This window comes from Carboxylicivirga sp. (assembly GCF_982718395.1).
This window is the reverse complement of record NZ_CEXQWX010000046.1, coordinates 25709-39199: the sequence shown is the minus strand read 5'-3', so window position 1 is coordinate 39199 and position 13491 is coordinate 25709. Positions and strand designations below refer to the sequence as shown.

Genomic DNA, 13491 nt, shown 5'->3' with positions numbered 1-13491 from the left:
TCAACTCTAATGGTATAATCGAAACCTTATTCTCGGCATATACACCCTTTGCAGCATTACTTAATACCTTATTGGATATATCAGAGCCTTGTATAGTGAAATTAAAGCCTGGAGTTGATCTCTTATACTCATTCAATACAATTGAAATGGTATAGGGCTCTTCACCACTAGAACAACCAGCACTCCATACTTTAAATAATCCATTACCATTATGTTGTGGCAGAACCTCATCCCTTAAATAATCAAAATGAATTGGTTCACGAAAAAAGTCTGTTTTGTTTGTCGTTACAACATTCAGAAAATTAAAAATCTCTTTCCTTTGCCCTTCTTTACTAAAGAAGTATTCCTTGTATTCGGAGTAAGAATTCATGTTTAAATCACGAATACGTTTTAATAAACGCCCCTGAAGCATTACTCTTTTTACAGGTGGCATCTTAATGCCATATTCGTTATAGATAAATTCACTAAATGCCTGAAAATCTTTCTCAGATAATTCTGCCTTAAAAGCATCCAGTTCCTGATCTTTATCCTTATTATTGGCTGTAAACATTAACTCTCACCTAACTAACAGCACCTAACACATCGTCAAGGCTCACTATATCTACTTCACTAAAAATCTTATCAACATTCAGAATCATTATTAACTCATCATTTTTCTGGTACGATGACAAGATGTATCCTGGTTTATAATCCGTTTCTATTGTTTTTAATTTAGATTGATCGGCTTCAAAAACATCAGATACTGCATCAACTAAAATGCCAATGGTCATGATTCCTTTTCCACTCCCTTTACTAATATCCAAAACGACGAAACAAGATTGTGGTGTTATTTCAACCTGCCCCAAGTTAAACTTTGCAGCAGTATCAATTACAGGAATAATCTGATCGCGATGATCGGTTACACCTTTTACGTAAGCCATACTCTCAGGTACTGGCTTGGGTTCAACGTATTCTTTTATTTCAACTACTTTTTCGACATGAATACCAAAGCTATTGTCGCCAATAGAAAAAGTAAGGTATGCATTTACATCTTGATTCATCGCTGCTTATTTTTCTATTTCCTGTACTACTTCAACCAGATCAATGATATGTATAAATTCATCGTTTTTTCGGATACTTCCTGCAAAGCTATGAATCAATCCGGTATTTCCGTTTATCACGGATTCTTTTAACTCTCCCTCGTTAATATCAAATACTTCTTTAACCCCATCTACCACGAATCCAATGAGCGAATCTGTTTTATCATCTTCAGACACTACAATTACAGCAGTATCCTGTGCATTTTCAATATTTTCAACCCCCATCATCATTCTCAAATCAGTAATCGGGATAATATTTCCGTGTAGGTTAATGACTCCCAATATGTACTCTTTCGTATTAGGAATCCATGTCACCTTATCCAACTCAAGTATATTTCGAACTTTAAGCGTATCAAAAGCAAATATTTCTTTATTGATCAAAAACGATATAATTGATGTCATCTGTTCCTTCATACTATTGCTTCTTTGTTCGATATTTCTTTGTAGCATTATTGTGGATCAAACGGTTTGTATCAATTACCAGAGCAATCGTTCCGTCACCCATAATAGAAGCACCTGAAATATTTTCCTGTTTTTTCAGGAAGCGACCTAAAGGCTTAACAACTGTTTGATATTCCCCGATTACCTGATCAACCAACAGACCTACTTTTCGATCCTCGAACTTAACCAGTACCAATTGCTCAGTGCCTTTATCGGTCAATTCTGTCTCAAAAGTTTCTCTGAGGTCGATATACGGATATTGCTCATCATCAATGTTAACAACATGATTGAAGGTTTTTCCAAACGAAACTGATTCCAAAGCATAAATCTTCTCAATATTTGCGATTGGGATAACATACTGGTTACTTGCAACCTTAACCAATAATCCATCAATAATCGACAAGGTCATTGGTAGTTCAAGTGTCAGTGTGGTTCCTTTACCAATTTCAGAATCAAGAGACACTTCACCCCTGATCTCACCAATCTTTTTCTTCACCACATCCATACCGACTCCTCGGCCGGAAACATCAGTTACCTCTTCTTTTGTTGAGAAACCACTTAAGAATACAAGCTCAAATATTTCCTTACGAGTCAATTCTGTGTTAGCATCAATAAGACCTTTGGCAATGGCTTTACTTCGAATAAATTCAGGGTCTATCCCCTTACCATCATCCATAACTTCCACCATCACACTGGCGCTTGAATAATAGGCCTTGAACAAAATTGTTCCTTTCGGAGCTTTACCGCTTTTTATCCGTTCGTCAGGCATTTCAATTCCATGATCAACAGCGTTACGTATAATATGTAACAAAGGATCGGTTAAATGCTCGATAATATTTTTATCAAGTTCGATGTCTCCACCTTCAATTATGAAATCAATCTCCTTATTCAGTTCCTTGGATAAGTCGCGAACTAAACGCTGAAAACGCATTAACTCACTTTGGAGTGGAATCAAGCTTATAGAGAATGCATTATCACGAAGCTGACGGCTCAATTTTTGAATATTTTCCGCTAAGGCTAAAACTGCAGGATTACCGTCATTCTCGGCAAAAAGATTTAATTGTGCCTGGATTGTTACCAGCTCACTTACAAGATTAACCAACTCATCAATCTTTGTTGAGTTAACCCTGATGCTTGATATTTTATGCTCTTTTAGCTGAACTTTTCGTTTTGTTTCTTTTTTCTCCTGACTTCCGTTGGCAGATGCTAATGCAATAAGCTCATCTTTGTTTAATAGTTGCTGGTATTCGGCGGCTTTATCTAATTTGTTGGTTATCTCTGCAGATGATAATAAATTTCCACTGCCTATTTCATCAATATTAATTTCGCATTCATCTTCGACAAAAATGAAAACATCTTTAATTTCATTTACCGATTCGCTGGTATTCAATACTACCTGCCAATGACAGTAACTCTTAATCGGGTTAAAATTAACTAATGCCGGCACATTCTCACTAAAAGCCACAACCTTGGCCTCACCCATTGCATAGAGATCATCAAGCAGATAAAATGGGTTTGTACCATTCCTCAAAATCTCCTCGTTGGGCTTAATACTTACAAGAAAAGTCTTAGAACCATCATCATAAACCTGGCTGACACTTGTTTCCTGGACATTCTTATCCTTTGTATCCAACTCAATATTAGATGCACGCTTCAAGCGTTCGATGAAAGCTTGCTGGTTTGCCAACTCATCTTTTTCGCTCGTATCACCAACTTCTAACATGTGCTTTATATAGTCAATCGACTCAAATGTCAGAGATATAATATCGTCGGTGATGCTTAACTGCTTATTTCTAACTAAATCAAAAACTGTTTCGAGGTGATGAGTAAATTCACTCAACTGGTTAAAGCCAAACATCGCTCCACCTCCTTTTAAGGTGTGCATTGCCCTAAAAATACGTTCAATTATTTCACCATTGGACATATCTTTTTCGAGCAGTAACAATGCCTCTTCTAGATCATGTACATTGTCATTTGACTCCTCTATAAATTTTGCCTTAAACTTATCGATCATTTATCTGCGCTTTTAACCGGTAATCGTGTTAAAATATTCTATCAAAATTTTCTGCTCATCATCTGAATTAGGCGAATGTGCCTCCTCTGTAGCAAGAAGTCTTTGAATTATTGAAACAGCTGATTTTGTATTCTCTATCATATTACTACTCACAACAAGCTTATTGTTTTTCACCTCTTTATAAGCCTGCTCTAATGGTATGGCGATTTCAGGCAAAATATTATATCCAACCATAGGAGCAGTTCCCTTAATGTTGTGCATGGTATGTATAACCATTTCAACTGCCTTTGAACTAATGGTATTCGGATTCTTTAACTCTTCTTCGAGAACAGCTAAATTGTCAGATGTTTCTTTAATGAAGATATTCTTAACCCTTCTCATCTTATCTTAAGACGCGAGAAATTGCACTTAGCAGTTTCGCAGGTACAAATGGTTTGATAATCCAACCTGTAGCGCCAGCCTGCTTTGCCTCCATCTTCTTAGAAGCCTGTGATTCTGTTGTTAAGAATAAGATTGGAATATGCTTATATGCATCGATTTCTCTGATCTTTCTGATTAGTCCTAAACCATCAAGGTTTGGCATGTGAAGGTCGGTGATAACAATATCAATCGTTCTACCATCCAGGAATTTTTGTGCATCTTCGCCATCAACACCAACTAATACCTCATACCCTTCATTTTGCAAGGTAAAGTTGACTACTTCGCGGATACTTTCTGAATCATCAACGATGAGAACTGTTTTAGCCATAATTAATTTTTCTAGTTATATATTGCTTAATTAAGTACATAATGAAATCCCGAATTTTTCAGCAACGTTTGAATATCATCACTTAACTCAGAATTAATAATGATTTTTTTACCATTGGCCTTAAGGGTGGTCTTAAGGGTTAACAACAACTGAATAAAGGTTACATCAACACTTTCTGGATTATCAATCTCAATTTGAAGATCCTTATCAACCTTTACGTTGTTTTTAACTTCATCGGTAATCTTTTCAATGTGATTTATAATAAGCTGACCCGAAAAACGAATAATCATCTGCTCAGGCAACTCATTACAAATAACTGAATATGGTAAATTCTCCATTATATGATACTTAGAATTTCTCGTAATTATCCAGATCAAAATCTTTATCAAAGTTCGTAAACGGATTTTCAGGCTGTGGTTGTACCTTATCTTTAGCTTTGGTACCGTTACCATTGCCTTTATCAACTTTGATCTTACTTTTGGTCTTTTCTGCAGCTTTTAACTCTTTTGGCTGAGTTGGTTCAGAACTTACTTTTTTTCTTGGAGCCTTAGCTGCTTGATCAACCCTAAAGTAACTAACTGCCTCATTAAGGTTATCTGCCAAATTCGCTAATTGGTCTGAACTTTGGGTTAGTTCATCTGAAGAAGATGCATTTTCCTGAGTTATCAGATTCAACTGTTGCATGGCCATGTTGATTTGCTCAGCACCAGTTTTTTGCTCCATACTTGCAGCCGAAATTTCTTTGATCAACTGTGTTGTTCTTTCAATATCAGGAACAAGAGCTTTAGATTTTTCACCAGCTTCGGTTGAAACCTTCAATCCGGTAGCCACTAACGAAACAATTTCGTCAGCTGCTGATTTACTACGCTCAGCTAATTTACGCACTTCTGCTGCAACAACAGAGAAGCCTCGTCCATGCTCACCTGCACGTGCCGCTTCAACAGCAGCATTTAAAGCCAAAATATTTGTCTGAAAAGCAATATCACTAATAATCGTGATTTTTTCTGAAACATCCTTCATCACTTTCGCAGCTTGTGATGATAACTCATCTGCAACTGCAACATCCCTAGCTGTTTCAACAGTGATTTTCTCTGTCTGAATCGAATTGTCGGTATTCTGATCGATATTAGCTACCATTTCTTCAATTGAAGTTGATACCTCTTCAGCTGATGCAGCCTGATCAGCTGAACCTTTTGACAATTGCAATGAACTTGACTTTAATTGAGAACTGGAAGTCACCAGATCATCAGCATTAGATTTAATAGCATTAACCGTTTTCTTTAGGTTATCAGCCATTGCAACCAGTGCTTTTGCTAAATCTCCAATTTCATCATTTTGTTCAACATCAACAGTTGCTGTTAAATCACCATCTCCAATTGACTTAGCAAATGTTACTCCTTTATTAAGTGGTGCTACAATTGAATTATAAAGTAAGTAAGCTGTTCCTAAAGCCCCGGCTATAACTAAAAGACTCATTACAATGATCACCCACTGTAATACTGTAAAACTTCTGTTGCTATTAACCAACGCTTCATTTGATGCTTTATCATACTTGGCTTTTAATTCCATTAATTTTGCATCAATCGCATCACATAAATTAATGATTTCGCCACCTTCCTGAACCATTGGCTCAACTTCAAACAGCACCATCGCATCTTCATACGCTTCAAATGAGTTGAGACTACTCATAATGTACTGCTGCCTATTAAATAATGAATCAACTTCACCAAAAGCAAGGTTTAGCTTCTCAACATCTTCTGCATTTCCCTCTTCTGCCCATTCTTTACTCAAGGCAAGCAAGTCACTTTTTAAGGTATTATAATCACCGGAATGCAGCTCTCCCAAACGAACCTTGTCAGGTGTTCCTGACTGTGTATCAATAAAAACCCAGCTACGGATCAGCATCTTCGATTCATTAACCACATCAGCCAGGCTTCCAAGCTTTTGTGATGAAGGTGCGTATAAACCAGTAAGCTTGCTATTAAGACTTTTACTACCGGTTAAGGTTGAGAAGGTCCATATTCCATTAATCAGCATCAGTATCAGAATTAATCCGAACCCCGCTAATAACTTCCGGGCAATATTCAGTTTGATGTTTTTCATGTTAAATCCTTATAAGCTAATAGCATTTGACATTCCTTCAAGCTTAGAGCTAATTTGCAATCCAAACTTAGCTGCATTGGCTTTATGAATCTCAAATTTAAGTTTATCATCTCTAACAACAAAGTTTATCATTGCTCCTGAATTGCAAGCTCCCTCTGATTCGGTAATAATCAAGGTACTACCTCCATTAACTTTATCAACAATTGTTGAGGCATGTTTACCAAAGTTAACGTTTGATGAAACATAAACCACCTGGCAGTCTACAACCTCATCAGGCGATTTAAATTCTTTAATCACCACATTTTGAAAACCAAACTTTTTCCCAGTGGATAGTTTTGTCATCCAATCAGCAATTTCTCTATCACGAACCACACCAATAACAAAATCACCTTGTTTGGCAGATTCTGTCCAGCCAATATGCCTGATAAAGCTCAGTGTAAAAACTGACTTAAACTTTGCTACCTGCGCCTCTCCTGACAAGGGTATCAAAACCACTGCCAGAAAGAATAAAATCTTTTTCATAATCAAATCTGTCCTACGAAATTCAACATCTTAATGCGCTTTGGTACGCACAAGACAATATTTAGTTTCTTTTTGCTTTAACAAATTTGATTTTTAGGCAAAAAGAAACCGAATCGATTAAACTGTATTTAAGCCATTTCGTTTAACTTTGCCCTGTTTTTTGCATCAATATTTAATGATACAAAACCACGTTTATCAAGTAAAAGCAATGAAATACACCTCTTTAAAGTTCGATGCGCAATTATTATATATGGATAAACCCGAAGCCATTGTTAAAGAATTGACTTCTTTTTTATCCGACCTTAAGATTTCGCCACAATCAATCGCAATGATTGAAGTTTATGCAGTAATAAACAATAATGACGACTATCTAAGTTGCTCATCTACATTAACAAGTGCACTTTCTCAAATTTATAAAGAGCAACCTCCAGCTCACTCACTTGTTGCGCAAAAGCCTGTTCAGAATCCTGATGATGCGCTTATGCGAATTAGCATCTGTGATGAAAACCTTTCGCTTAAGCACAAAATTTTTCAGAAACACCATTACAGTCTGATAATGAGCAACGATGAGAAAATCATCTTATCGGGAGCAATTTCATTTAATTGGACTAACGATATGATGCGAAATGTTCAATCTTCATTTGACTTCATTGAGCAGCTTTTAGACCATGAGGAAATGCATATGGGCCATATTGCACATCAAGTGAATTATATTGAAGGCATCAACAGCAAGGATAAAGAGCCATCTACCGGTTGGAACAACCAACAAATACTTGACGAGATAAGGAAACTATATTTTGATCCAACACTGTTTAAGCATGGATATCCTGTTCAAACTTATGCTAACACAACTGCTGGTAATTATATAACAAGTTTTGTTGCCGCGGTTAAAGATGGATTTCCTACTGCACAGTTTGATTTGGGAATTCAATCTGGCAAGAATGAAACAATCATCAGCTATGTTCCTGGTTTAAATAAGGCTATGATAGGAAATCTATGCTCAGAATCTGAATCTTCAATGCAGGAACAGTTACATTCGGGCATCAATAATTTGAAACAGGTAGTTGAGGAAAGTGGTCTGAATGTCAGTGACATATTTGATGAAATAAAGATTACAATTGTTGATGAAAATGATTTGGAAACTGTTGAAAAGGAAATTGTAAACATTATAAAGGCAAATAAACTGACAATTTTAAATGCTTCGCTTAAAGGTGGTGACAAAATTGAAATCGAGGCATTTATTACCGCTACACGCAAATAAGTAAAGAAATTCGAAAGATTTTTTACTTGTTTTACACGAAAATTAATTTAGAGGAAATAACCAATGTGGATCAATATAGCACGTTTTATACTGCGTAACAGAATAGCCATTCTAGTGGCACTTTTTATTGTAACAGTATTTATGGGCATCATGTCACGACAAATAGAAATGTCGTATCAATACGCCCCTTTATTACCTGAAGATGACCCAACATACATCGAATACGAAAACTTCCTTGAAATATACGGCAATGAAGGAAACATGGTTATTGTTGGTATTCAAAATGAAGATTTTTTTGAATTAAACGATTTTAATGCCTGGCAGGATTTCTCTGAATCGTTACTCGGAATTAAGGGTGTCACATCTGTTTTCTCGGTCGGACAGGCCTATGATTTAAAGAAAAACACTAAAGGAAAACGTTTTGAGATAGAACAAATATTTCCGAAGTCTATAAAATATCAATCTGATTTAGATTCATTGAGAAATGTATTCTATAGTCTGCCGTTCTATAAGGAGTTATTGTATAATAAAGACAATAACGCATACTTAATGGCTATTTCTTTAGATGATGAGATTCTACACAGCAAGAAACGGGTTAAATTAATTGATGAAATTCAGAAAGCAGGTAAAGCGTATGTTGAGAAAAGCAAACGCGAGATACACTATTCAGGTCTGCCATTTATTCGTGTTGTTACTGCCGAAATGATAAAGAAAGAGCTAAACATGTTTATTTTCCTTGCTCTTGGCATTACAGCATTAATCATCTTTTTATTCTTCCGCTCGTTCAAAGTGGTTATGTTCTCGATGTTGGTAGTAGGCATCGCTGTTATATGGGCATTGGGTATTCAAGCCATGTTTGGCTATAAAATAACCATACTCACCGGTATGATCCCGCCACTTATTATTGTAATTGGTATACCTAACTCTGTATTCCTACTTAATAAATACCATCAGGAATACAGAAAACATAAGAACAAGATTAAAGCCTTACAGCGTGTTATTCGTAAAATTGGTAATGCTACTTTCTTAACCAACCTCACAACTGCTTCCGGCTTTGCTACTTTTGTTTTTACCAGTAGTAAAATCTTAGTTGAGTTCGGTGTAATTGCTGCCATCAATATTATGGTAGTTTTTATCCTTTCCATTTTATTGATTCCTATTATTTTCAGTTTTTTGGATGGCCCTAAAGAACGACATCTTAACCACCTCGATAATCAAATTGTTGGTAAGGCTGTTAATGGTCTTGTAAGAATATCGCTCAATCACCGCACAAAAGTATATTGGGTTGCTGGTACGATGTTGATACTTGGGTTTATAGGTATTTCTAAAATTAAAACAACTGGATACATGTTGGACGATATACCTCATGATGACCCTCTATATGTTGACCTTAAGTTTTTTGAAGAAAATTTTAATGGCTTAATGCCATTAGAATTGATGATAGACACAAAAAAGCCCAATGGTGCCATTTCAGGTAGCAACCTGAAACGAATGGATAAACTGCAGGAAGAATTAAAGGAGTTTGATGCGATTTCGCATCCTTTATCAATGGTTGAAGTGGTTAAATTCGCCCGTCAAGCTTTTTATAATGGCAAACAAAGTCATTTCAAGGTTCCCAGTAATCAGGAACGCAATTTTATTCTGTCATATGTCAATCGAAGCAACACAGGAGAAACTAATAATGGTTTGGTAACCACCTTTATTGACTCAACAAAGCAACGAGCCCGATTGAGCTTTAGAATGAAGGATATTGGAACAACAGAGATGGCAATTCTGGATGAGAAAATCCGTGAAACCATTACAAAAGTATTTCCAACTGAAAAATATTATACCTCACTTACTGGAGCCAGTGTTGTATTCTTCAAAGGTACGGACTACCTCGTTCGGAATCTATTCACAAGTTTATTATTAGCTGTTATCCTGATAGCCACCTTTATGGCCTGGATGTTCTCTTCCAAACGAATGGTATTGGTTTCTTTAATCCCGAATATATTCCCGCTGATTATGACTGCAGCACTCATGGGTTATTTCCAGATTCCTATTAAACCATCAACTATTTTGGTATTTAGTATCGCCTTTGGTATAAGTGTGGATGATACAATTCACTATTTGGCTAAATACCGACAAGAATTATCCGAAACCAATTGGAGTATTCGGGCGGCTGTGGTATTGGCATTAAAAGAAACTGGCGTTAGTATGATTTATACATCAATCATTCTTTTCTTTGGTTTTGGTATATTTAGTGTTTCACAATTTGGTGGTACCGTAGCATTAGGTGTTTTAGTAGCTGTCACCCTATTAATTGCTCTATTCTCCAACCTTATTCTTCTTCCTGCGTTATTATTAACGTTAGAAAAAGCAATTACGAATCAATCGTTTAAAGAACCTCTGTTGCATATTTATGATGAAGACGAAGACATTGAGTTGGAAGAATTGAAAATTGAAAGTAAAAAAGAGAAAAAATCTGAATAAGAAACCTCCTATGTACAAAATATCTGACCTTCAGAAGTTAGTTGAAAAAGAACTTAGTAAACAACAGTTTGTTATCGAACCCAAGGGATTATACGAACCTATTGATTATGTAATGGCCATGGGTGGTAAGCGTATTCGTCCAACATTATGCTTAGCAGGCTGTTACTTATTTTCTGATGAGATAAAGGATGCTATCAAACCTAGTTTATCTCTGGAAATTTTTCACAACTTCACCTTGCTACATGACGATATTATGGACAATGCTGATGTTCGAAGGAATCAAGCAACCGTGCATAAAAAGTGGGATGAAAATACAGGCATTCTTTCAGGAGATGCCATGTTGATAAAAGCTTATCAATATGCAACAGAAATTAACGGTGCTCATTTAAAAAAGGTCTTGGATTTATTTAGCCAAACTGCTCTTGAGGTTTGTGAGGGTCAGCAATACGACATGGAGTTTGAAATTCGTGACGACGTTAAGGTTGATGACTACCTGACCATGATAAGACTGAAAACCGCAGTTCTCTTGGCAGCCAGCTTAAAAACAGGTGCTATCATTGGCGGAGCAAGTGAAAAAGATGCCGATTTGCTATATCAATTTGGTGAAAATATTGGCCTGGCATTTCAACTACAGGACGACTTCCTGGATGTATATGGCAACATCGAAACCTTTGGCAAAGCTATTGGTGGAGATATTGTTGCCAACAAGAAAACATTTTTACTGCTTAATGCGTTACAATTGGCGTCGGGTTCATTGCGAGATGACTTAAGAAAATGGATTGATGCAGAAGATTTTAATGCCGATAAAAAAATAGATAGTGTTCGTAATATTTATAACTCACTCAAAGTTGACGAGTTAGCAAAAGAAAAAATGAATTTCTATTTTGAAAAGGCCATTGATGCGCTTAATAAGGTTAATGGTCGTGAAAGCATGAAAGAAGAACTACGTCAGTTTGCTCTTAAGCTCATAGAACGCTCCCGATAAGGAACTTTAACAACGCGAGAATAATACGCATAATATGGAAAAATTGGTTGGTACCATCATTCAAATTGTTGGTCCGGTTGTAGACGTTAGCTTCGACCTTAACGATCAGGAGCTGCCTAATATCTTAGATGCTTTAGAAATTAAGCGCGAAGGTCATCCTTCAATTATTATTGAGTGCCAACAACATATTGGCGAAAACACCATCCGCTGCATCGCCATGGATTCTACCGATGGTTTAACGCGAGGTATGCCTGTTAACCACCTTGGAAATCCGATTACCATGCCAGCCGGTGAAAAAGTAAAGGGACGTCTGCTAAATGTAGTAGGCAATGCCATTGATGGAATTGGTAATGTTACCAAAGAAGGTGGCAGTCCGATCCATAAGGCACCCCCATCATTTGAAGAATTATCAACTCAGGCCGAGATTCTATATACAGGTATTAAAGTAGTAGACCTTATTGAGCCTTACGCAAAAGGTGGTAAGATTGGATTATTTGGTGGAGCCGGTGTTGGTAAAACTGTATTGATCCAGGAGCTGATTAATAACATTGCCAAAGGACACGACGGTTTATCGGTATTTGCAGGTGTTGGCGAGCGTACCCGTGAAGGAAACGATTTGTTGCGCGAAATGATTGAATCGGGTATTGTAAACTATGGTGATGAGTTTAAAGAAGATATGGAGAAGGGTGGATGGGACTTATCAAAAGTAGATAAGGAAGCCCTTGACACTTCTCAGGTAACCATGGTATTTGGTCAGATGAATGAGCCTCCTGGTGCTCGTGCCCGTGTGGCCTTATCAGGACTAACTATTGCGGAGAGTTTCCGCGATGGTGATGGAACTGGATCCGGACGTGACGTATTGTTATTCGTTGATAATATTTTCCGATTTACGCAAGCAGGTTCTGAGGTATCGGCGCTATTAGGCCGGATGCCATCTGCTGTAGGTTATCAGCCAACTTTATCATCGGAGATGGGTGCACTGCAGGAAAGAATTGCGTCAACCAAGCATGGTTCAATTACATCGGTACAGGCGGTTTATGTACCTGCTGATGACTTAACTGACCCTGCTCCTGCAACTACATTTGCTCACCTGGATGCCAAAACTGTATTAAGCCGTAAGATTGCCGAGTTAGGTATTTACCCGGCTGTTGATCCATTAGATTCAACGTCGCGAATGCTGACACCTGAGATTGTTGGTGATGATCATTATAACACAGCCCAGGCTGTTATCGAAATACTTCAGCGTTACAAAGAATTGCAGGATATTATTGCTATTCTTGGTATGGAAGAGCTATCTGAAGAAGATAAACTGGTTGTTCACCGCGCCCGTCGTGTACAGCGTTTCTTATCGCAGCCTTTCCATGTAGCAGAGCAATTCACCGGACTGAAAGGTGTATTTGTATCCATTGAAGATACAATTAAAGGCTTTAAGATGATCTTAAATGGTGAAGTAGACCGATATCCGGAAGCAGCCTTTAACTTGGTTGGTACCATTGAAGAAGCTATTGCCAAAGGAGAAGAATTGTTAAAACAAGCTAAATCGGCCTAATGGAAGATCTGTATTGCGAAATAGTAACTCCCGAAAAGGTAATTTATGATGAACCGGTTGGTTTGGTGACCGTACCTGGTGATAAGGGGCAATTTACCCTTCTCAAAAATCACGCACCTATTATCTCAGTACTTACAAAGGGTCAGATTCGTGTAATCGGTAAAACCGGCCATGAAGAATTTTTTAACTGCGTAAGTGGTGTTCTTGAATGTGAAAACAACAAAGTGACTATCCTGATTCATAAAGAAGCTTGATAGCGTAAACATATTACCAGTAATTAATCCCGGCTTTCCACCGGGATTTTTTTATTTTTGCGC

14 protein-coding genes are annotated in these 13491 nt (G+C 37.1%); 5 read left to right on the top strand and 9 right to left on the bottom strand.

Features of this window, described 5'->3' with window-relative positions:
* From AC4MRQ_RS10680 to AC4MRQ_RS10640, 9 genes are all read right to left on the bottom strand, one after another.
* Positions 1 to 550 (bottom strand): CheR family methyltransferase (locus tag AC4MRQ_RS10680; RefSeq protein ID WP_491197664.1); only part of this gene is annotated, 550 nt, incomplete at its 3' end.
* Positions 551 to 560: 10 nt separating this feature from the next.
* Positions 561 to 1040 (bottom strand): chemotaxis protein CheW, encoded by a 480-nt coding sequence (locus tag AC4MRQ_RS10675; RefSeq protein WP_491197663.1) that lies wholly within the window; start codon positions 1038 to 1040, stop codon positions 561 to 563.
* Between the two features lie 6 nt (positions 1041 to 1046).
* Complete coding sequence (locus AC4MRQ_RS10670) at positions 1047 to 1493, bottom strand: chemotaxis protein CheW (RefSeq protein ID WP_491197662.1); 447 nt, start codon at positions 1491 to 1493, stop codon at positions 1047 to 1049.
* 1 nt (position 1494) lies between these two features.
* The gene (locus tag AC4MRQ_RS10665; RefSeq protein ID WP_491197661.1) at positions 1495 to 3534 is read right to left on the bottom strand and encodes a chemotaxis protein CheA; all 2040 of its coding nucleotides are present in this window, start codon (positions 3532 to 3534) and stop codon (positions 1495 to 1497) included.
* Between the two features lie 12 nt (positions 3535 to 3546).
* Complete coding sequence (locus AC4MRQ_RS10660) at positions 3547 to 3915, bottom strand: Hpt domain-containing protein (RefSeq protein WP_491197660.1); 369 nt, start codon at positions 3913 to 3915, stop codon at positions 3547 to 3549.
* A gap of 1 nt (position 3916) precedes the next feature.
* Positions 3917 to 4282 (bottom strand): response regulator, encoded by a 366-nt coding sequence (locus AC4MRQ_RS10655; protein WP_262325433.1) that lies wholly within the window; start codon positions 4280 to 4282, stop codon positions 3917 to 3919.
* Between the two features lie 26 nt (positions 4283 to 4308).
* Positions 4309 to 4620, bottom strand: a complete 312-nt coding sequence (locus tag AC4MRQ_RS10650) for an STAS domain-containing protein (RefSeq protein ID WP_491197659.1) — start codon at positions 4618 to 4620, stop codon at positions 4309 to 4311.
* A gap of 10 nt (positions 4621 to 4630) precedes the next feature.
* Positions 4631 to 6385 carry a methyl-accepting chemotaxis protein gene (locus tag AC4MRQ_RS10645; RefSeq protein ID WP_491197658.1) on the bottom strand — a complete coding sequence of 585 codons (1755 nt, stop codon included), beginning with the start codon at positions 6383 to 6385 and terminating at the stop codon, positions 4631 to 4633.
* Positions 6386 to 6394: 9 nt separating this feature from the next.
* Entirely contained in the window at positions 6395 to 6907 is a 513-nt protein-coding gene (locus AC4MRQ_RS10640) for a YfiR family protein (RefSeq protein WP_491197657.1), read from the bottom strand.
* A 208-nt stretch (positions 6908 to 7115) separates the two neighbouring features.
* On the opposite strand from AC4MRQ_RS10640, the gene AC4MRQ_RS10635 reads away from it, so the two are divergent.
* The 5 genes from AC4MRQ_RS10635 (at position 7116) to atpC (ending at position 13428) form a co-directional block, all read left to right on the top strand.
* The gene (locus tag AC4MRQ_RS10635) at positions 7116 to 8168 is read left to right on the top strand and encodes a hypothetical protein (RefSeq protein ID WP_491197656.1); all 1053 of its coding nucleotides are present in this window, start codon (positions 7116 to 7118) and stop codon (positions 8166 to 8168) included.
* Between the two features lie 63 nt (positions 8169 to 8231).
* A complete protein-coding gene (locus AC4MRQ_RS10630; protein WP_491197655.1) occupies positions 8232 to 10640 on the top strand; it encodes an efflux RND transporter permease subunit in 2409 nt (802 codons plus the stop codon).
* Between the two features lie 10 nt (positions 10641 to 10650).
* Positions 10651 to 11625 (top strand): polyprenyl synthetase family protein, encoded by a 975-nt coding sequence (locus AC4MRQ_RS10625; protein WP_491197654.1) that lies wholly within the window; start codon positions 10651 to 10653, stop codon positions 11623 to 11625.
* A gap of 34 nt (positions 11626 to 11659) precedes the next feature.
* Positions 11660 to 13174 carry a F0F1 ATP synthase subunit beta gene (gene atpD / locus AC4MRQ_RS10620; RefSeq protein WP_491197653.1) on the top strand — a complete coding sequence of 505 codons (1515 nt, stop codon included), beginning with the start codon at positions 11660 to 11662 and terminating at the stop codon, positions 13172 to 13174.
* Entirely contained in the window at positions 13174 to 13428 is a 255-nt protein-coding gene (gene atpC, locus AC4MRQ_RS10615; protein WP_491197652.1) for an ATP synthase F1 subunit epsilon, read from the top strand. The genes atpD and atpC overlap by 1 nt, the downstream gene beginning before the upstream one ends.
* Positions 13429 to 13491 lie beyond the last annotated feature (63 nt).

What these genes read in the sequence shown, in the direction of transcription:
- AC4MRQ_RS10630 (WP_491197655.1), top strand. Translation starts at nt 8,232, where the DNA reads ATGTGGATCAATATAGCACGTTTTATACTGCGTAACAGAATAGCCATT.
- AC4MRQ_RS10665 (WP_491197661.1), bottom strand. Translation starts at nt 3,534, where the DNA reads ATGATCGATAAGTTTAAGGCAAAATTTATAGAGGAGTCAAATGACAAT.
- AC4MRQ_RS10655 (WP_262325433.1), bottom strand. Translation starts at nt 4,282, where the DNA reads ATGGCTAAAACAGTTCTCATCGTTGATGATTCAGAAAGTATCCGCGAA.
- AC4MRQ_RS10650 (WP_491197659.1), bottom strand. Translation starts at nt 4,620, where the DNA reads ATGGAGAATTTACCATATTCAGTTATTTGTAATGAGTTGCCTGAGCAG.
- atpC (WP_491197652.1), top strand. Translation starts at nt 13,174, where the DNA reads ATGGAAGATCTGTATTGCGAAATAGTAACTCCCGAAAAGGTAATTTAT.
- AC4MRQ_RS10675 (WP_491197663.1), bottom strand. Translation starts at nt 1,040, where the DNA reads ATGAATCAAGATGTAAATGCATACCTTACTTTTTCTATTGGCGACAAT.
- AC4MRQ_RS10640 (WP_491197657.1), bottom strand. Translation starts at nt 6,907, where the DNA reads ATGAAAAAGATTTTATTCTTTCTGGCAGTGGTTTTGATACCCTTGTCA.
- AC4MRQ_RS10670 (WP_491197662.1), bottom strand. Translation starts at nt 1,493, where the DNA reads ATGAAGGAACAGATGACATCAATTATATCGTTTTTGATCAATAAAGAA.
- AC4MRQ_RS10660 (WP_491197660.1), bottom strand. Translation starts at nt 3,915, where the DNA reads ATGAGAAGGGTTAAGAATATCTTCATTAAAGAAACATCTGACAATTTA.
- AC4MRQ_RS10645 (WP_491197658.1), bottom strand. Translation starts at nt 6,385, where the DNA reads ATGAAAAACATCAAACTGAATATTGCCCGGAAGTTATTAGCGGGGTTC.
- AC4MRQ_RS10635 (WP_491197656.1), top strand. Translation starts at nt 7,116, where the DNA reads ATGAAATACACCTCTTTAAAGTTCGATGCGCAATTATTATATATGGAT.
- atpD (WP_491197653.1), top strand. Translation starts at nt 11,660, where the DNA reads ATGGAAAAATTGGTTGGTACCATCATTCAAATTGTTGGTCCGGTTGTA.
- AC4MRQ_RS10625 (WP_491197654.1), top strand. Translation starts at nt 10,651, where the DNA reads ATGTACAAAATATCTGACCTTCAGAAGTTAGTTGAAAAAGAACTTAGT.